Origin of the sequence: Streptomyces sp. CA-250714, from assembly GCF_050936705.1 — a bacterium.
In the GTDB taxonomy this organism is placed as follows: Bacteria; Actinomycetota; Actinomycetes; order Streptomycetales; family Streptomycetaceae; genus Streptomyces.
The window spans coordinates 2,393,484-2,411,762 of record NZ_JBNJMI010000001.1; the positions used below are offsets into that span (position 1 = coordinate 2,393,484).

At 70.9% G+C, this 18,279-nt stretch carries 14 protein-coding genes; 3 read left to right on the forward strand and 11 right to left on the reverse strand.

All coding sequences use genetic code 11. From position 1 onward, the window contains the following. Positions 1–63 precede the first annotated feature (63 nt). The 8 genes from ACQEU8_RS10435 to ACQEU8_RS10470 all read right to left on the reverse strand — a co-directional run bounded on the left by ACQEU8_RS10435 (position 64) and on the right by ACQEU8_RS10470 (position 11,078). Positions 64–660: a GTP-binding protein gene (locus ACQEU8_RS10435; RefSeq protein WP_079035522.1), complete on the reverse strand. Its 597-nt coding sequence runs from the start codon at positions 658–660 to the stop codon at positions 64–66. Next, a complete protein-coding gene (locus ACQEU8_RS10440; RefSeq protein WP_433099144.1) occupies positions 641–1,381 on the reverse strand; it encodes a DUF742 domain-containing protein in 741 nt (246 codons plus the stop codon). Before ACQEU8_RS10440 ends, ACQEU8_RS10435 begins: the two co-directional genes overlap by 20 nt. A 94-nt stretch (positions 1,382–1,475) precedes the next feature. After that, positions 1,476–1,889, reverse strand: a complete 414-nt coding sequence (locus tag ACQEU8_RS10445) for a roadblock/LC7 domain-containing protein (protein WP_180289953.1) — start codon at positions 1,887–1,889, stop codon at positions 1,476–1,478. 10 nt (positions 1,890–1,899) lie between these two features. Further along, positions 1,900–5,076 carry a nitrate- and nitrite sensing domain-containing protein gene (locus ACQEU8_RS10450; RefSeq protein WP_433099146.1) on the reverse strand — a complete coding sequence of 1,059 codons (3,177 nt, stop codon included), beginning with the start codon at positions 5,074–5,076 and terminating at the stop codon, positions 1,900–1,902. 519 nt (positions 5,077–5,595) lie between these two features. Then, a complete protein-coding gene (locus ACQEU8_RS10455; RefSeq protein WP_433102299.1) occupies positions 5,596–6,159 on the reverse strand; it encodes a GTP-binding protein in 564 nt (187 codons plus the stop codon). Positions 6,160–6,247: 88 nt separating this feature from the next. Continuing rightward, positions 6,248–6,661: a DUF742 domain-containing protein gene (locus tag ACQEU8_RS10460; RefSeq protein ID WP_433099148.1), complete on the reverse strand. Its 414-nt coding sequence runs from the start codon at positions 6,659–6,661 to the stop codon at positions 6,248–6,250. A 67-nt stretch (positions 6,662–6,728) separates the two neighbouring features. Further along, positions 6,729–7,142, reverse strand: coding sequence for a roadblock/LC7 domain-containing protein (locus ACQEU8_RS10465; protein ID WP_169729596.1), 414 nt, complete (start codon positions 7,140–7,142; stop codon positions 6,729–6,731). 9 nt (positions 7,143–7,151) lie between these two features. Next, positions 7,152–11,078 (reverse strand): nitrate- and nitrite sensing domain-containing protein, encoded by a 3,927-nt coding sequence (locus ACQEU8_RS10470; RefSeq protein ID WP_433099150.1) that lies wholly within the window; start codon positions 11,076–11,078, stop codon positions 7,152–7,154. Between the two features lie 561 nt (positions 11,079–11,639). On the opposite strand from ACQEU8_RS10470, the gene ACQEU8_RS10475 reads away from it, so the two are divergent. Further along, entirely contained in the window at positions 11,640–11,825 is a 186-nt protein-coding gene (locus tag ACQEU8_RS10475; RefSeq protein ID WP_433099152.1) for a hypothetical protein, read from the forward strand. A 184-nt stretch (positions 11,826–12,009) separates the two neighbouring features. Here ACQEU8_RS10475 and ACQEU8_RS10480 read toward each other — a convergent pair whose 3' ends face one another. The 3 genes from ACQEU8_RS10480 to ACQEU8_RS10490 all read right to left on the reverse strand — a co-directional run bounded on the left by ACQEU8_RS10480 (position 12,010) and on the right by ACQEU8_RS10490 (position 15,640). Continuing rightward, the gene (locus ACQEU8_RS10480) at positions 12,010–12,270 is read right to left on the reverse strand and encodes an acyl-CoA carboxylase epsilon subunit (RefSeq protein ID WP_433099154.1); all 261 of its coding nucleotides are present in this window, start codon (positions 12,268–12,270) and stop codon (positions 12,010–12,012) included. Between the two features lie 11 nt (positions 12,271–12,281). Beyond that, a complete protein-coding gene (locus ACQEU8_RS10485) occupies positions 12,282–13,922 on the reverse strand; it encodes an acyl-CoA carboxylase subunit beta (protein WP_433099156.1) in 1,641 nt (546 codons plus the stop codon). A 239-nt stretch (positions 13,923–14,161) separates the two neighbouring features. Then, positions 14,162–15,640 carry a cytosine permease gene (locus ACQEU8_RS10490; RefSeq protein ID WP_433099158.1) on the reverse strand — a complete coding sequence of 493 codons (1,479 nt, stop codon included), beginning with the start codon at positions 15,638–15,640 and terminating at the stop codon, positions 14,162–14,164. 169 nt (positions 15,641–15,809) lie between these two features. On the opposite strand from ACQEU8_RS10490, the gene ureA reads away from it, so the two are divergent. Next, the gene (gene ureA, locus ACQEU8_RS10495; protein ID WP_433099160.1) at positions 15,810–16,541 is read left to right on the forward strand and encodes an urease subunit gamma; all 732 of its coding nucleotides are present in this window, start codon (positions 15,810–15,812) and stop codon (positions 16,539–16,541) included. Continuing rightward, positions 16,538–18,241 (forward strand): urease subunit alpha, encoded by a 1,704-nt coding sequence (locus ACQEU8_RS10500; RefSeq protein WP_433099162.1) that lies wholly within the window; start codon positions 16,538–16,540, stop codon positions 18,239–18,241. Before ureA ends, ACQEU8_RS10500 begins: the two co-directional genes overlap by 4 nt. Positions 18,242–18,279 lie beyond the last annotated feature (38 nt).

Here is an 18,279-nt window from a genome sequence, read left to right on the forward strand (position 1 = left end):
GCGGGGGGCGGGGGTGGGTTGTTCCCGCCCCTGCCCCGCCCTTGCCGTTGCCGGACGCCGGTGTCAGCGCAGGCGTGCCATCAAGGCGTGCTCGACGAGAGTGATCAGCGCGCTCTTGGCGTCCGCGCGGTGCCGGGCGTCCGTGGTGATGATGGGGGCGTCGGGGCCGATCTGGAGGGCTTCGCGGACCTCTTCCGGGGAGTAGGGCTGGTGCCCGTCGAACCCGTTGAGGGCGATGACGAACGGCAGTCCGCTGTTCTCGAAGTAGTCCACCGCCGGGAAGCAGTCCGCCAGCCGGCGCGTGTCCACCAGCACCACCGCACCGATCGCGCCACGCACCAGGTCGTCCCACATGAACCAGAACCGGTCCTGACCCGGCGTACCGAACAGATACAGGATCAGGTCCTGGTCCAGGGTGATGCGACCGAAGTCCATGGCGACCGTGGTGGTCGTCTTGTCCGCCGTGTGGGTCAGATCGTCGATACCTGCCGAGGCGGAGGTCATCACGGCCTCGGTGCGCAGCGGGTTGATCTCCGAGACCGCACCGACGAAGGTCGTCTTGCCCACGCCGAATCCGCCGGCCACCACGATCTTCGCGGAGGTCGTCGAACGGGCTGTCGTACCCCCGACGGGCCCGGCGCTAGAGCTTCCGAAGTCCACTGAGCACCCTTTCGAGCAATGTCACGTCTGGTTGACCGTCGGCGGTGGTCTCGTCACCGCCCGGCTGGTGGATGGCGACAAGTCCGGCCTCGGCCAGGTCGGCGACGAGGATCCGGGCGACGCCGAGCGGGATGGTCAGAAGGGCCGAGATCTCGGCGACCGACTTGATCTCGTAGCACAGGCGGCAGATCCGCTGGTGCTCCGGGAGCTGGCCCTGGAGCTGCGAGACCTCCGCCGTGGTGTGCACCAGCGCCTCGATGGCGAGCTGGTAGCGGGGACGGGTCCGGCCACCCGTCATCGCGTACGGACGCACCAGCGGCTGCTGCGGCGGCGGTGGCTGGTCGGCGGCGCGCTGGGTGCCGGCCGTCCTGTCACCGGGCGCGGGCTGCACCGGCTGGATGCGGGTCTGCGGGTTCTGCTGCTGTTGCGGCTGCCGCTGCGGGGGCTGCGCGCCGTGCTGGGGCTGCCCTCCATGCCGCGGCTGGTACGGCGGCTGCCCTCCGTGCTGCTGCGGCGCCCCGTGCTGCGGGCGGCCGGGCTGCTGCGGCTGGGGCTGCTGCTGGCCGGCCGAGCGCTGGACGTACTCACTCGGCGCCGAGGGGAAGTTGAAACGGTTCAGGAAGGGCGCGTCCCCGCCCGGGGCCGCGGCCGACTGGACGTCCTGAGGCTGGTCGGAACGACCACTGCCGTACGACGACGGACCTCCTGGGGGCGTTGCCACGTTTCCTCCTCCGACTCACGGACATACGGCCGTTGCGCTCCCGGCACCTTATGGCGCCCAGCCGCGATGCGCACTGCCAAGGGACAGTTGTGCCCTAGTTGAGAAGACTGCCCTGAAGCTCCGCTCGCAGATCCGGGGTGAGGACCCCTCCGGCACGGTCGACCAGCAGTGCCATCTCGTACCCCACCAGACCGATGTCGGCCTCGGGGTGGGCGAGGACGGCCAGTGAGGATCCGTCGGAGATGGACATGATGAAGAGGAATCCCCGCTCCATCTCCACAACCGTCTGATTGACCCCACCGCCCTCGAAGATCCGGGACGCGCCCGCGGTCAGCGAGGTGAGCCCCGAGGCAACCGCCGCCAGCTGGTCGGCGCGGTCGCGCGGGAAGCCCTCGGACATCGCGAGCAGGAGTCCGTCGGCGGAGACCACCACCGTGTGGGACACCCCGGGGGTGTTCTCCACGAAGTTGGTGATCAACCAGTTCAGGTTCTGCGCCGCCTGGCTCATCGGGCTCACACTAACGCTCCTGATCGTAGGTGCTGCCGGGGCCGAAGCCCTGTCGGTCATTCTGGTTGCCGTCGCCCGCCGTGCGCCCCTGGCGTACGCCGCGGTGCAGATTGCTCAGTCTGCCGCGTACGTCCTCGGGCGCGCGGGAGACCGAGGGGCCGCCCCCCGAGCTCTCCTCCGCGGCACCCGCGACCAGATTGGCCCTGGGCACCCGGCGCGGCAGTCCGGAGGAGGTGACGCCGCCGGACTGCGGGGCACGCAACTGCCCCGCCCTGTTCCAGCGTTCGTCGTTCTCGCTCCACCGGTGGGTTCCGGTTTCCTCCTGCGACGGCTGCCCCGCGGACTCCTCGGCCGGGGCTTCCCAACCCTGGACGGGGGCCTGGTGGTGCGTTTCCGGCTCCCCGTCCTGCGGCTGTCGCACCGGGTCACGTCGCGGGAGGCCCGCTTCGGTGGTGGTGCGGTAGCTGTTCGGGAGGGAACCCGGACGGTCGAAACCTACACGCTCAGCCTCCCCCTGGGGAACGCCGGAAGCGGATTCCGCTTCTGGCTGCTGCGACGTGTACTGGCCCTCGTGCGCGGGCTGTTGGGGCTGGGGCCGCTGCTGTTCGTACGGTCCGCTGCCCGCTGTGGAGGTCTCGTGGGGATGCTGCGTGGCGGGGCTGCCATAGGGCTGTCCATAGCCCTGGCCGTATCCCTCGTAGCCGCCGGTGTACTGCTGCGCGGCGATCTCCCCGGTCTGCTCGTACCCGGGCTGATACGGGTCGCCCTGCTGCTGGTACGGGTCATCCTGCCGCTGATACGGATCGCCTTGCCCGTACGCGTCGTACGGCTGTCCCTGCGCGGTGTCGTACGGCTGCTGTCCCTGCGGGTAGGCGTCCTGCCGTGGCTCCTGAGGGGCCTGTGGCTGTTCGACCTGCGGGGGTTGCTGCTCCTGCGGCTGCTGGGACGGTGGTGCCTCCAGTGCCGCACGGCGCTCCTCGCGGAACCGGGTGCGGCTCACGGAGCCGAGCGGCGAGGGCGGCTCGTCGCCGGAGCCGTAACGCGAGTCGTCGAAGCCGAGTTCGGCGGCCGAGCGGGAATCCAGCGCGCTCTGCCCCCGCGGCTGCTCGGGGACGATCCGGGAGACGGTGAAGTCCTCCTCGGGGCTCTCCTCCCCTCCCCCGCCGTGCGTGATCGCGTCGGGCAGCATCACCAGCGAGGTGGTGCCCGCCTGCTCTCCGGAGGGGCGCAGCTGGACGCGGATGCCGTGCCGGTCGGCCAGCCGGCCCACCACGAACAGGCCCATGCGCTGGGAGACGGCGGCGTCCACCGTCGGCGGGTTGGCCAGCTTGTGGTTGATGTCCGCGAAATCCTCGGCGGTCAGACCGATGCCCTTGTCATGGATCTCGATCATCATCCGGCCGTCCGGCAGCCGGGTCGCGGTGACCCGCACCTTGCTCTGCGGCGAGGAGAACGACGCCGCGTTCTCCAACAGCTCGGCGAGCAGATGCACGAGGTCGTTGACGACCTGTCCGTGGATCTCCGTCTCGGGGATGCCGCTGACCTCGATGCGCTCGTAGTGCTCCACCTCCGAGGAGGCGGCGCGCAGGATGTCGACGAGCGGCACCGGCTCCGTCCACCGGCGGCCCGGCTCCTCACCGGCGAGGACCAGCAGGTTCTCGCCGTTGCGGCGCATCCGGGTGGCGAGGTGGTCCATCCGGAACAGCTTCTCCAGCTGGTCCGGGTCCGCCTCGCTGTTCTCCATCTCCGTCACCAGCTCCAGCTGGCGCTCGATGAGCCCCTGGTTGCGGCGGGAGAGGTTGGTGAAGATCGCGTTGACGTTGCCCCGCAGCAGCGCCTGCTCGGCGGCGAGCCGTACGGCCTCGCGGTGCACCTGGTCGAAGGCGCGGGCGACCTCGCCGATCTCGTCGCTGCTGGTGATCGGGATGGGCTGGACGCGGGTGTCCACGCGGCCCGGCTCGGTCCGCGAGAGCTGGTCGACCAGCATCGGCAGCCGCTGCTGGGCCACGTCGAAGGCGGCGGTGCGCAGCGAGCGCATGCTGCGGCTCATCGAGCGCGCCATCCGGCCCGCGATGACGAACGCGAGCAGCAGCGCGACCAGTACGATCGCCGAGTTGACCAGCGCGTTCCTGCGGGCGTCGGAGGCGATCTGCTCGGTCTCCTGCACCGCGTTCCTGGCCAGCTTCGCCTCGACCGCACGGTAGGCGTCGAAGGTGCCGGTGGCGGTGGCGAAGTAGCTCTCGGTGGTGATGCCCTTGGCGCGCAGCTCGCGGGGGCCGGCGCCGGAGCCGATGGCGGCCACCATCTTGGCCATGGAGGGTGGCGCGACGAACTTCTTGCCCTTCGCCGCCGCGTGCTCCTTCGCCGCCTGGGTCTGCCGGCGGCCCGCCTCCTTGGCCTTGGCCGCCTCCTGCTTGAGCAGCCGTACGTCCGAGGGGCGGCCGCCGGAGGTGTACTCGGCCAGCGCGATGCGCTCCAGGTAGTGGTACGAGGCCAGCGCGGTGAGCTGGGCCTCCTTGTCCTTGCGGGCGGGGCCGGGCTTGACCATCAGATGGGTGCCCAGCGACCGCTGGAGGGACACGGCGGCCTTGGCCAGCGAGATGGCGTAGACGGTACGGCCGTAGGAGGTGATGTTGCCGGTGCCCAGCCCGAGTTCGTTGGCGAACTCCATCAGCGGGTGCTGGATGGTGACGTAGCCTTCTTCGGTCTTCACGCCGGGCAGGTCCTTGGTGTACGCGGACTCGCGCAGCACCGGCAGCCGGGGCTCGACCTTCTCGAACGCGGCCAGCCGGCGCTTGAGGCCCGGATTGTCCGGGAGGTGGGTGGCGGCGCTCTTGAACTCCTTGGCGGCCTGGTCAGTCGCGGCTCGCGCCTTGCGTACCGCGGGGTCGTTCCGCTGGCCCTTCAGAAGCGGCTCGGCGGTGCGGTCGCGCTCGTCGATGAGGGCGTTGCCGTAATTCGCTGCCGCCTCGACCAGTTCGGCCGTACGCTGGGCTTCCTTGGCGTCCTGCCAGGCGGAGACGTCGGACTCGACCTTGAAGCCGCCGAAGACGAGGGCGACGAGCACGGGTATGAGCAGGATCGCGTTCAGCCGGGTGGGCACGCGCCAGTTGCGCGCCGACCACCGGCTGCTGCTGCCGGCCGCGGGCGGCGGCTGGGGAGCCGAGGCATGCGGGCCGCGCGGCATGGCAGGACGCTGCGGAGGGGTGAAGTTACCCCTCGACTCCGCAGAGCCCTGCTGTGCGGAACCCTCTCGTGCCGGTCCCGACGTACCCCTGGTCGTTCGCCTCACTCGACTTCTCACCTCTCGGTGCGCGGCGCCCCCTGACAGCTTGCGCCTGCGCTACTGCTGAGTTCAGGGAATTCCAGCACGTCACGACCGCTCCCTCCAAACAGTTGGCGCATTACGGAGGGCGAGGAAAGACGAGGAAACCGGTGCATGGAAAAACGGGCATTGGGGCCGATGCGGCGGCAAATAGCCCGGGATTCGTACGCAGAGTGAGACGTTCCGCGCGCCCCGCGTGTTCACACAGACGTAATTCTCTGTCGAAACGTTATGAACGTGAGGCCGTGATGGTTCCCGCGCATGGCGAAAAACACAGCCTCCCCGGGGCGGGCGTCCCGCGCTGTGCCGCGGCTGTCCGATGGCCGCACCGCGGGGCTCGCATGGCTGCGCCGCCGCCGGCCGGACCGGCCTTCCGGCGCGCTACTTGAGGCGGGCCAGCAGCGCGTGTTCCACCAGGGTGATCAGCCCGCTCTTGGCCTCGGCCCGCTGTCGGGCGTCCGTGGTGATGATGGGGGTGTCGGGGCCGATCTGGAGGGCTTCGCGGACCTCTTCCGGGGAGTAGGGCTGGTGTCCGTCGAAACCGTTGAGGGCGATGACGAACGGCAGTCCGCTGTTCTCGAAGTAATCCACCGCCGGGAAGCAGTCCGCCAGCCGGCGCGTGTCCACCAAGACAACCGCACCGATAGCACCGCGCACCAGGTCGTCCCACATGAACCAGAAACGGTCCTGACCCGGCGTACCGAACAGATACAGGATCAAATCGTCGTCGAGCGTGATCCGGCCGAAGTCCATGGCGACGGTCGTGGTGGTCTTGCCCGCAGTGTGGGTCAGATCGTCGATACCTGCCGAAGCGGAGGTCATCACGGCCTCGGTGCGCAGCGGGTTGATCTCCGAGACCGCACCGACGAAGGTCGTCTTGCCCACGCCGAATCCGCCGGCCACCACGATCTTCGCGGAGGTCGTCGAACGGGCCGGCGCGGGCATTCCGTAGCCCTGCTGGCCGGCCTGTCCCATGGAGCCCATCGGCCCCACCGGCGGGGCCGGATGACGCCCGGCGGGGTCCATCTGCGGGCTAGAGCTTACGAAGTCCACTGAGCACCCTTTCCAGCAACGTCACGTCGGGGGCGCCGCCCGGGTCCGAGGCGCTGCCCGGCTGGTGGATGGCCACCATCCCGGCCTCGGCGAGGTCGGCGACGAGAATGCGGGCCACCCCCAGCGGGATGGCGAGCAGCGCGGAGATCTCCGCGACCGATTTGACCTCCCGGCACAGGTGGCAGATCCGCTGGTGCTCCGGCAGCAGCCCCTGCAGCTGCATCGGGTCCGCGTTGCTGCTCACCAGGGCCTCGATGGCGAGCTGGTAGCGCGGCCGGGTGCGGCCGCCCGTCATGGCATACGGACGCACCAGTGGCTGGTCGCCCTCGACGCCGTACGGGGAATGGGAGTTGTGCACACCGTACGGATCGTGCGAAGCGGGCGGCGGGGTCATGGCTCCTCCGAGCGAGGCATGGGGTCGGCGAACGGACTGTGGTGCTCAGGTGGGGGGAGCGTGATGATCAGTTGAGAATGCTTCCCTGGAGTTCCGCGCGTACGTCGGGAGTGAGTACGCTTCCTGCACGGTCCACCAGGAGCGCCATCTCGTAGCCGATGAGCCCGATGTCCGCTTCGGGGTGTGCGAGTACGGCCAGCGAGGAGCCGTCGGAGATGGACATGATGAAGAGGAAACCCCTCTCCATCTCCACAACCGTCTGATTGACGCCCCCGCCCTCGAATATGCGGGAGGCGCCCGCGGTCAGCGAGGTGAGCCCCGAGGCAACCGCCGCCAGCTGATCGGCGCGGTCCCGTGGGAAGCCCTCCGACATGGCCAGAAGCAGGCCGTCGGCGGAGACCACCACCGTGTGCGACACCCCGGGGGTGTTCTCCACGAAGTTGGTGATCAACCAGTTCAGATTCTGCGCAGCCTGGCTCATCGGACTCAACTAACGCTCCTGCTGATAGGTGGGACCTGCGCCGCGGTTGTCCGTACCGGCCTGTCGGCCCTGCTGGATACCGCGGCGGAGATTGGTCAGCCGGCCACGCACGTCGTCGGGCGCGCGGGAGACCTGGGGACCGGACTGTGCGGAAGGCTGCTGTTGCTGCGCGGTGCCCGCGACCAGGTTGGCGCGGGGCACCCGGCGCGGCAGACCGGAAGTGGTCACTCCGCCGGCTGCGGGCTGGCGAAGCTGTTCGGCGCGGCGCCAGCGCTCGTCGTTGGGCGAGGCGCCCCAGCCTGCGTCCGGTGCCGCAGCACCCTGGCTCGTGCCCGCGGTGCTTGCGGTGCCGCTCTGCGCCTGCGCCGCCTGACGCTGGGGCAGTGGCGGTACGGCCGAGGCGGGCTGCCCCGGGCGCGGGGTGGGCGCCTGGGCCTGCTGGCCGCCGGGGCCTTCGGCGGTGCCCGTTCCGGCGCCGGTGTTCCCCGGGGCGGCCTCGGGCGCCTGCTCCGGCCGGGCCGAGTGCGGCTGCGCCGGGGACTGGCCGGGCGCGGACTCGCCAGGACCGCGGAACCAGTTGGACTCCATGGACGCGAATATCGGCGTCGGAGCGTCCGCGGGGGCCGGCGGGCCGGACGGTATGCCCTCGGCCGGATCCACGCCCTGCTGGGTGCGGGAAGCGTCCTGACCGTCGGTGCCCGGGTATCCGGGGCGGGTGTACTCGCCGGTGCCCTCGGGCTCGTCATGGCCGCGCGGGGTGTCCTCGTCGCCAGGGCCCTGCTCGGGCCGGGCCCAACTCGGGCGGCTCTCACCGTCCGAGGGGCGGGCCGGTGCGGAGCCACCGAAGTCGGGCCGCGCGAACTGGGCGGTGTCCCCGGCGCCGCCGCCCGCCTGCGGGCGGGCGAACTGCCCGGTGTGGCCGGGCCCGTCGGGGCTGCCGGGCTGCGCGTACTGGCCGGTGTCGGCGGGGCCGTCGGGAGTGATCCGCGGTATCTCGCTGGTGCTGCCAGGACCCTCCGACGGCGAACCCGGCTGCGCGTACTCACCCGTGGCCGAGGGGCCGACCTGGGAACCCGGCTGCGCGAATTGCCCCGTATCGGCAGGGCCGCCCTGCCCGATCTGTGGGAACTGACCCGTGCTGCCCGGGCCCTCCGGCGCCGGACCCGGGCGGGTGTACTGGCCGGTGTCGACAGGGCCGTCCGGGGTGATCCGCGGTATCTCGCTGGTGCTGCCAGGACCCTCCGACGGCGAACCCGGCTGCGCGTACTCCCCCGTATCGGCGGGGCTGCCCGACTGCGGCAGGGCGAACTGGCCCGTGCCGGTGGACGGCTGGGGGCGCGGGGCCGAGGGGGCGCCGGGGAGTTCACCCTGGCCGCGGTTGGGCGCCGGCGGGTTGCTGCCGGCGCCGCTCGGGCCGGCCGGGGCCTGACCCGGGCGGGCCGGGTTGGGCGGTGCGCCGAAGAAGTTGACGGTGCTGCCGCCGGAGCCGGGCTGGGGGCGGCTGCCATCACGGGCGGGCAGCGCGGGGCGGCCACCGCCCGTGTCCTGGCCGCGCGCGGGCAGCGCGCCCATGCGGGAGGACTCGCCCGCGCCGAGACCGGCACCCGCGCCGGCGGTCTGGCCCGGTGCGCCGCCCTGCGGGCCGCGCTGGAGCGCCGCCGCGAGGTTGCCGCCCTTGCTGCCGCCCCGGGCCTGCGGGGGCGGCGGACCCGCCTGGCCGCCGGGCGCGCCGGCGCCGGGCCGGGCCTTCGCGCCCTGGGAGCCGCCCTGTGCGACGTCGACGGGGAGCATGACCAGCGCGGTCGTGCCACCGGAGTCGGAGGGGCGCAGCTGGATGCGGATGCCGTGCCGCAGGGAGAGCCGGCCGACCACGAACAGGCCCATGCGGCGGGAGACGGAGACGTCCACCGTCGGCGGGTTGGCCAGCCGCTCGTTGATCGCGGACAGGTCTTCGGGCGACAGCCCGATGCCAGTGTCGTGGATCTCGATGAGCACGCGCCCGTCGGGCAGTGCGTGGCCGGTGACCTTGACCTTGGTCTGCGGGGAGGAGAACGACGTGGCGTTCTCCAGCAGCTCGGCGAGCAGGTGGACGAGGTCGTTGACGACGCGGCCCGCGACCTCGGTGGCCGGCACCGAGTTGAGCTCGATGCGTTCGTACTGCTCCACCTCGGAGGCGGCGGCGCGGAGGACGTCGACCAGCGGAACGGGGCGCGTCCAGCGGCGGCCGGGCTCCTCACCGGCGAGAACCAGCAGGTTCTCGCCGTTGCGGCGCATGCGGGTGGCGAGGTGGTCGAGCTTGAAGAGCGAGGAGAGCTGGTCCGGGTCGGCCTCGCGGGACTCCAGTTCGGAGATGAGCGAGAGCTGACGCTGGATCAGGCCCTGGCTGCGGCGCGAGAGGTTGGTGAACATCGCGTTGACGTTCCCTCGCAGCAGCGCCTGCTCACCGGCGAGGCGGACGGCCTCGCGGTGGACGTCGTCGAATGCCGCGGCCACCTTGCCGATCTCGTCCCGGCTGTGCACGCCGACGGACTCCACGGAGGTGTCCACGTCCTGCGGCTCGGCCTCGGACATCTGCTTGACCAGCTCGGGCAGCCGCTTGCGGGCGACTTCCTGGGCGGTGTCCTGGAGGCGGCGCAGCGAGCGGACCATGGAGCGTGCCACGACGAACGCGCCGACCAGCGAGATACCGAGCACGAGCAGAATGGCCGCACCGCTGATCAGCGCCTCGCGCTGGGCCTCGGAGCGCAGCTCGCGCGCCTGCTGCTCCATCTTCTCCAGCAGCGTGCGCTCGATCTTCTCCATGCTGTCGATCTTGGAGGCGTCCTGGTCCATCCAGTCGACGAAGGTGCGCTTCTGCTTTCTGATCGCGTCCGGGCTGTGCAGCATCCGTTCGCGGTAGTTGTCGGCCAGCCGGACGTTGACGTCGCCGCCGCTGATCGGCTTGAGGAGGGTCTCGGCGGCCGTGTCTCCGTAGATCTGGCTGAAGCTGTCGAGCTCCGCGCCCTCACTGTCGGTGGCGGTCCTGGCGTAGAGCCGGTCGTTCTCGGACAGCTTGGGGTTGGGCTGGTGAGCCAGGCCCGCGGAGATGATCGCGCGCTGCATGGAGGCGTACTCCTTGGCGCTGGAGAACGCGGCCAGCGCGCGGGTGCTGCGGATCATCTCCGAGTTGCTGGTCGCCTGCGCCATGTCCTGCGAGAGGGAGAGCAGGGACTCGATGAGCTGGTTGTAGGCGTTGACCGTCTGGGAGACGTTGTCCGGGTTCTCGTAGGCGCGTTCGCGGATCGAGTTGACCGCGCCGAGCTGACGGACGATGTCCACGACGGTGGACTGGACGCCGGCCATCACCTTGTCGCTGCCGTCGATGTCGCCGGTGGCTTCCTGGAAGGACTTGAACGCCTTGTCGGTGCGCTCGCGGGGCGCGACGACGAGGTCGTCCTTCTCGTTGCCCGTGCTCACCAGCGGGCCGGCCGACTTGTCCCGCTCGTCCTGAAGTGCCGCTGCCAGGTTGGTGGCCTGCTCCGTCATCTCGGTGAGGAGCTTCATGTTGTCGAGCTGGTCGACGTTCTGGAGCGAGCTGGAGATCCGCATGCCGCCGAGCGTGGTGGCGGCGATGACGGGGAGGGCCAGGAGGGAGACGAGGCGGGTGCTGATGCGCCAGTTGCGCAGGGCTACGCGGGGCCCGAGATCGGGGCCCTCGGACGAGTCCTTGCCCTTGGCCGCGGCGTCGCCCTTGGCGGCCTTGCCGGCCTTGCCCTGCTTGTTGCCCTTGCCCTTCCCGGCACCCTTCCCGGTGCTCACCTGCTTGCCGGAGGGCGTGCCCTGCTCACCACCCGCGGGCCCGCCGTCCTGGGCACGCTGGGGCTGGGAACCGTCGGCCGAGCCTTGCGCCTCCGGGGCTCCCTCAGCGCTGCCATCCCTCTTGAAACGTCCCTGCACTAGCGTCGCAACCTCTGGACCAGGCGTCCCCCCGCTCGCGACGGCGGGACGGTATCGAGTCGTGGGGGTCCGAGGCCCCCATGGCGGTCGTGATGACCGGCGCGTCCCCTCATCACCGTCACGCGGCGCCGCTCTGTGTGCGCCGACGCGCTCCGGTCTGTTTCGTCCTGCGGCGGTCCGTGGAATTCCAGCACAGTGCCGGATCTCCAACAAGGGCTGTGGATAACCCTTGGGTGTCGGTAACCGTACGCAGGCAATTACTCACCCTCAGTCGAAATCCCGCTACGGAATGCCGGATTTTTACGGATTGGCCGCCCCGGGGCAAGCCGACGCGTGCCGTACCCAAGTACCCGGCACTGCGCGCGTATTACCCCCTTGGTCCGCTGTGTCCGATTACGCTGCCGGATTCAACGATTCCTTATGTCGGTTTTGGTAACGGCCTCGTGAGGAAACTCACATGCCAGGCGTTGCCTAGATCACGTTGCTGCGGGGAATAGCGCGCCTACTCTCGGCGTTTACATCTGTCGTTGCAATGACAAGCCGAGCGAGGTAAGGGCACCAGTGAACTCCACGCTGACCATGCGGAACATAGCCAACCCGCGGCGCACCACCCTGGCACATCTCACGGACGCGGACGAGCTCACAACCGCAACGGTTGCCGCTCACGAGGCGGAGGAGACCGACGCCCTGCCGGAGCGGACCGCCAACCCCCGGCGCACCGTACTGGTGGACGCCCCGGCGAGCTGAGTTCGCGCCCTTCGAGCCCTGCTCCTTCGAGGGGCCTTGCTCCTTCGAGGCAACAGCGCGCATTCTTCGAGGCAGCAGCGCGAAACACCCAGAGGCGCGTGCCGGAACCCCGTGAACGGGGTTCCGGCACGCGCCTCTGTCGTTCGCTGTGCCTCCGGCGGCCTCTCGGCCCCGCGTCGGGACCTCAGCCCTGCCAGCTGTGCGGGGCGCGGAAGCCGTGCTGGCGCTCCAGCCGGCGCCACCCCGCCTTGGTCGGGCGCCGACGGCGCGCGGAGGTCTGCGTGCGCCCGGCGCGGGTGGTGGCGGCGGCGCGGGCGAGGAGCAGCGCGGTGACCGCGGCCAGCTCCTCCGCGTTCGCCCGGCCCTTCTCCACGCGCACCACGCTGTTCGCCTCGGCGTCGCTCTGCGAGCCCGTACTGCCAGGCTCCTCAGGGGTCTCGTACATCTGTGCTCCCATCACTGCGGGGGATTGCCGTGCTTGCGCGACGGCAGGTCGGCGTGCTTGCTGCGCAGCATCGCGAGGGACCGGATGAGGACCTCGCGGGTCTCCACCGGGTCGATGACGTCGTCCACCAGGCCGCGCTCGGCGGCGTAGTAGGGGTGCATCAGCTCGGCCTTGTACTCCTTGACCATGCGGACGCGCATGGCCTCGGGGTCGTCGGCAGCCGCGATCTGCTTACGGAAGATGACGTTGGCGGCGCCCTCGGCACCCATCACCGCGATCTCGTTGGTGGGCCAGGCGAAGGTCAGGTCGGCGCCGATGGACTGGCTGTCCATGACGATGTACGCGCCGCCGTACGCCTTGCGCAGTACGACGGAGATCCGCGGCACGGTGGCGTTGCAGTAGGCGTACAGCAGCTTGGCGCCGTGCCGGATGATGCCGCCGTGCTCCTGGTCGACGCCGGGGAGGAAGCCCGGCACGTCCAGCAGCGTGAGGATCGGGATGTTGAAAGCGTCGCACATCTGCACGAAGCGGGCGGCCTTCTCGCTGGCCTCGATGTCCAGCACCCCGGCGAGCGACTGCGGCTGGTTGGCCACGATGCCCACGACCTCGCCGTCCATCCGTGCCAGGGCACAGATGATGTTGGTCGCCCAGCGCTCGTGCACCTCGAGGAAGTCGCCGTCGTCGACGAGCTCCTCGATGACCTTGCGCATGTCGTACGGCCGGTTGCCGTCGGCCGGCACCAGGTCCAGCAGGGCTTCACCGCGCCGGTCGGCCGGGTCGGCGGTGGGCTCGGCGGGCGGGTTCTCGCGGTTGTTCTGCGGCAGCAGGGAGAGGAGGTAGCGGACCTCCTCCAGGCAGGTCTCCTCGTCGTCGTAGGCGAAGTGCGCCACTCCGGAGGTGGCCGCGTGCACATCGGCGCCGCCCAGGCCGTCCTGGCTGACCTCGGCGCCGGTCACCGCCTGGACCACGTCGGGTCCGGTGATGAACATCTGCGAGGTGTCGCGGACCATGAAGACGAAGTCGGTCAGCGCCGGGCTGTAGGCCGCGCCGCCGGCGCAGGGGCCGAGCATCACGCTGATCTGGGGGATGACACCGGACGCCTTGGTGTTGCGCTGGAAGATGCCGCCGTAGCCGGCCAGCGCCGCGACGCCCTCCTGGATACGGGCGCCGGCGCCGTCGTTGAGGGAGACCAGCGGCGCACCCGCCGCGATCGCCTTGTCCATCAGCTTGTGGATCTTGGTGGCGTGGGCCTCGCCGAGCGCTCCGCCGAAGATCCGGAAGTCGTGCGCGTAGACGAAGACCGTCCGGCCGTGCACGGTGCCCCAGCCGGTGATCACACCGTCGGTGTAGGGCTTCTTCTCCTCCAGCCCGAAGCCGGTGGCGCGGTGCCGGCGCAGCGGCTCGATCTCGCGGAAGCTGCCCTCGTCCAGGAGCAGGTCGATCCGCTCGCGGGCGGTCAGCTTGCCCTTGGCGTGCTGGGCCTCGGTCGCCCGCTCGCTGGGCCCCTGGTAGGCCTGCGCACGGATGGCGTGCAGCTCGGCCACGCGTCCGCGGGTGTCCTGCGCCGGTACGGAGCCGGGCGAGCCAGGCGCCCCAGGTTCGTTCTGGTCGGCCTGCTCGGTCTGGGGCGACGGCTGGGACAGATCGGTCATGTATAGACCCTACGAAACTGCGGCGCCGATCACCGTCGTCGGATTCGTACAGTCTCCGCGGCCGATTCATGGCAGCGCTGGACAGAACCGCCGAGGCAGACAGCCACTGGAGGCGGAACCCTCTCATTACACCGGGAGGGGGCTGTGGGATTTCCACAGCCCCCTCCCGGAGGTGCCTCGGGTTCGGCGGGCGCGGTGGCTGCCCACCGTAGTGGGTGCGCCCGGCAGTGGCGCGCCGTTCAGGGCTGCCGGACGGCCCCCAGGCCCTGTGCGTCGTGACCGGTGGCCGCGCCGGACGGGAGGGGTGCGGCGGCAGCGGGTGACTCGGCCGGCGCGGAGGCCCGGGCCCCTGCCGTGACGATGAGGAAAGCGATGCCCGTGACGGCGGACGAGAGCAGGAAGCTGAGGTCGAAGCCGCCCAGTCTCGGGACGAGAGGGCCGGTGTAGAGAGGGGTGTCGACGGCCAGCAGTCCGACGCAGGAGCCGATGGCCCAGGCCACCGTGGCGCGGAGGTTCCAGCCTGCGGTGTACCAGTAACGGCCGCCGATCGAGCGGCGGTTGAGGACCTGCAGCGCCTCGGCGTCGTAGCCGCCCCGGCAGCGCGCGTGCCCGATCAGCACGATCACGGCCCAGGGGGCGCCCACGGCGGTCAGCAGCAGTACGAAGGCCGTCATCGCGTCCTGCGCGTCCCACACGAAGTGGCCGAGGTAGACGAGAGCGGTGGACAGGGCCGCCACGGTGTAGGTGGCCCTGGTGCGGGTCGTACGCGGAACGATGGCGTCCAGGTCGAGCCCCATCGAGTAGAGCATCAGCCCCGCGTTGCCGATCGAGCCGAACGAGGCGGCCAGCAGCAGCGGCACCAGGAACCAGAACGGCGCCTGCTCGACCAGCGGCCCCGCGTAGTCCGTGGCGGCTTCGACGGCGACCGCGGTGAAGGTGCCGAAGAGCTGCGGGATCAGCAGTCCGGCGACCAGGCCGAGACAGGTGGCGAGGTAGACGCGGCGCGAGGAGTACCGCTCGGGCGACATATAGCGGGTGTAGTCGCCCAGCAGGGTGATGAAGGCGATCGGTCCGCTGAGCCCGGCCGCGACGACGGACAGCAGCCAGGTCGTCCAGAAGTCGCCGAGCAGGTACTCGGTCCCGGGCGGCGCCTGGGTGGTGAAGTGCGGCGCGTACGCGAACATGCCCACGACCAGCAGCGCGGTCATCCCTATGGCCAGCACCCGGCTCAGCCGGAGCAGCAGCTTGTAGCCGTATACGGCGCACACGGCGGTGCATACCGCGAGTACGGCGTAGACCAGCGCGTATCCGGCGGCCGAGTCGGGCATCCCGAAGAGCCTGGAGAGCGAGCCGACCATCGCGTCTCCGCCGACCCACAGGGTGAGCGCGGTGTAGCCGAGCGAGAGCAGCAGCCCGATCGCCGAGCCCAGCAGTCTGCCGCGGACGCCGAACTGGGCGCCGCTGCTGGTCGAGAGGTTGGTCGCGGTGCGCAGCGACACCAGCGCGAGCGGGGCGACCAGCACCGTGCCGATCAGGGTGCCTACGAGGAGTGAGGAGACGGCGGGCCAGAAGCCCAGCCCGAAGGAGACCGGCAGCCAGCCGAAGATGACGACGCCGAGTGCCAGGTTCGATCCGATGAGAAAGCTGACGATGTCCCGCGGGCGCCCGGTGCGCTCCGCTTCGGGAATCACGTCGACGCCGTGCTGCTCGATCTGCATGGTGCTCCCTGTCGGGGTGGGGCCGGCATTTCTTTGAGCAGCGCTCAATCTGATGCATGAGTAGCAGCAGGGTCAATGGTGTGATGCGAAGACTTGACTATTTGAGCGTTGCTCTAAATGCTGGCCGGGCATACACCGCCCCATTCATCGCTATCGGAAGGTGGGAGACGTGCGGCTGGGTCCGACCGAGCGGGACCGCCTGCTGATCTTCGGCACGGCCGAGCTGGCGCGAGCCAGACGGGCCAGAGGGCTGCGGCTCAATGTGCCGGAGGCCACGGCGCTCATCGCCGACACCGTCTGTGAGGCCGCCCGCGACGGGCTGCGGCTCGCCGAGGCCATCGAGGCGGGCCGCGCGGTGCTGGGCCCCGACGACGTACTGCCCGGCGTGGCCGAGGTGCTGACCGAGATCCAGGTGGAGGCCGTCTTCGACGACGGCTCCCGGCTCGCGGTGATCCCCTCCCCCATCCGGACGGCCGCCGCACCCGAGCAGGCTCCCGGCGCCGTGCTGCCGGCCGCGCCGGGGGACGGCACGGATCAGGCGTACGCGCCGCAGCCGCCCGCCCTGACGCTGACCGTCCGCAACACCGCCGACGTGCCGGTCAGCGTCACCTCGCACTTCCACTTCTTCGAGGCCAACCCCCGGCTGGACTTCGACCGGGCCGCCGCCTACGGGATGCGGCTTGCCGTACCCGCGGGCTCCTCGGTGCGCTTCGATCCCGGCGGCACCGCCGAGGTGGGCCTCGTCCCGCTCGGCGGCGACCGGGTGGCCATCGGCTTCGCCGGCCTGGTGGACGGTCCGCTGGACGCGCCCGGAGCCCGCGCCGAGGCGTTGCGGCGTGCCGCGGCCTGCGGATATCTGGGCGCCGAGCCCACCGTCACCGAGGAGGAGGGTCAGTCATGAGCGTGGACGCGCGCGAATACGCAGCCGTACACGGACCGCGTGCCGGTGACCGGGTGCGGCTCGGCGACACCGGGCTCGTCGTCCGCGTGGAGTCCGACTCCCAGCAGCCGGGGAACGAGTTCCTGGCCGGATTCGGCAAGACGGCCCGCGACGGGCTGCATCTGAAGGCGGCAGCCGTCCGCGAGACCTGCGACGTGGTGATCAGCAATGTGCTGGTCATCGACGCCGTGCAGGGCATCCGCAAGGTGTCCGTCGGTATCCGCGAGGGCCGGATCCACGCGATCGGCCGGGCCGGCAACCCCGACACCGTCGACGGCGTGGACGTCGTCGTCGGCACGGGCACCTCGATCGTCTCCGGCGAGGGGCTGATCGCCACCGCGGGCGCCGTGGACACCCATGTCCATCTGCTGTCCCCGCGCATCATGGAGGCGTCGCTCTCCTCCGGGGTCACCACCATCATCGGCCAGGAGTTCGGGCCCGTGTGGGGCGTGGGCGTCAACTCGCCCTGGGCGCTGGGGCACGCGTTCTCCGCGTTCGACGCCTGGCCGGTCAACATCGGATTCCTGGGCCGCGGCTCCTCCTCGCACCCCGCGCCACTGGTGGAGGCCCTCGCCGAGGGCGGTGCCTGCGGTTTCAAGGTGCACGAGGACATGGGCGCGCACCACCGGGCGCTGGACACCGCGCTGCGGGTGGCCGAGGAGTACGACGTACAGGTCGCGCTGCACAGCGACGGGCTGAACGAGGCGCTGGCCGTCGAGGACACCCTCGCGGTGCTGGAGGGCCGCACCATCCACGCCTTCCACATCGAGGGCTGCGGTGGCGGCCATGTGCCCAATGTGCTGCGGATGGCGGGCGTGCGCAACGTCATCGGCTCGTCCACCAACCCCACGCTGCCGTTCGGCCGGGACGCCGTCGCCGAGCACTACGGGATGATCGTCTCGGTGCACGACCTCAAGACGGACCTGCCGGGCGACGCGGCCATGGCCCGCGACCGGATCCGCGCGGGCACCATGGGCGCCGAGGACGTACTGCACGACCTGGGCGCCATCGGCATCACTTCCTCCGACGCGCAGGGCATGGGCCGCGCGGGCGAGACGGTGCGGCGTACGTTCCAGATGGCGGCCAAGCTCAAGGCGGAGCGGGGTGAACTGGAGGACGCGGCGCAGCTCCCGGGCGCCGGCGCGGACGACAACGCGCGCGTGCTGCGCTACATCGCCAAGCTCACCCTCAACCCGGCCCTCGCGCACGGACTCTCACACGAGATCGGCTCGCTGGAGCCGGGCAAGCTGGCCGACATCGTGCTGTGGCACCCCGCCTACTTCGGCGCCAAGCCGCAGCTGGTCCTCAAGTCCGGTTTCCCCGCCTGGGGCGTCACCGGCGACCCGAACGCCGCGACCGACACCAGCGAACCCCTGGTGCTGGGCCCGCTGTTCGGCGCCCACGGCGGGGCACCCGCCGAGCTGTCCGTCGCCTTCGTGTCGCAGGCCGCCGTCGAGCGGGGCGGCGACACGCTGCCGACGCGGCGCCGCCGGGTGGCCGTCCGCGGCACCCGCGGGATCGGCCCGGCCGACCTGGTGCACAACGCGCGGCTGGGCGCGGTGGAGGTCGACCAGCGCACCGGCCTGGTGACGCTGGACGGCGAGCCGCTGCGCTCCGACCCGGCCGAGAGCGTCTCACTCAACCGCCTCTACTTCCTCTGACACCCCGAACACCCGCGAACGCCCCCCGAACACCCAAG

Excerpts from the sequence above, each read along its gene's own strand:
- ACQEU8_RS10445 (WP_180289953.1), bottom strand. The coding sequence starts at position 1,889 with ATGAGCCAGGCGGCGCAGAACCTGAACTGGTTGATCACCAACTTCGTG.
- ACQEU8_RS10490 (WP_433099158.1), bottom strand. The coding sequence starts at position 15,640 with ATGCAGATCGAGCAGCACGGCGTCGACGTGATTCCCGAAGCGGAGCGC.
- ACQEU8_RS10480 (WP_433099154.1), bottom strand. The coding sequence starts at position 12,270 with ATGTACGAGACCCCTGAGGAGCCTGGCAGTACGGGCTCGCAGAGCGAC.
- ACQEU8_RS10460 (WP_433099148.1), bottom strand. The coding sequence starts at position 6,661 with ATGACCCCGCCGCCCGCTTCGCACGATCCGTACGGTGTGCACAACTCC.
- ACQEU8_RS10450 (WP_433099146.1), bottom strand. The coding sequence starts at position 5,076 with ATGCCGCGCGGCCCGCATGCCTCGGCTCCCCAGCCGCCGCCCGCGGCC.
- ACQEU8_RS10465 (WP_169729596.1), bottom strand. The coding sequence starts at position 7,142 with ATGAGCCAGGCTGCGCAGAATCTGAACTGGTTGATCACCAACTTCGTG.
- ACQEU8_RS10455 (WP_433102299.1), bottom strand. The coding sequence starts at position 6,159 with ATGCCCGCGCCGGCCCGTTCGACGACCTCCGCGAAGATCGTGGTGGCC.
- ACQEU8_RS10500 (WP_433099162.1), top strand. The coding sequence starts at position 16,538 with ATGAGCGTGGACGCGCGCGAATACGCAGCCGTACACGGACCGCGTGCC.
- ACQEU8_RS10485 (WP_433099156.1), bottom strand. The coding sequence starts at position 13,922 with ATGACCGATCTGTCCCAGCCGTCGCCCCAGACCGAGCAGGCCGACCAG.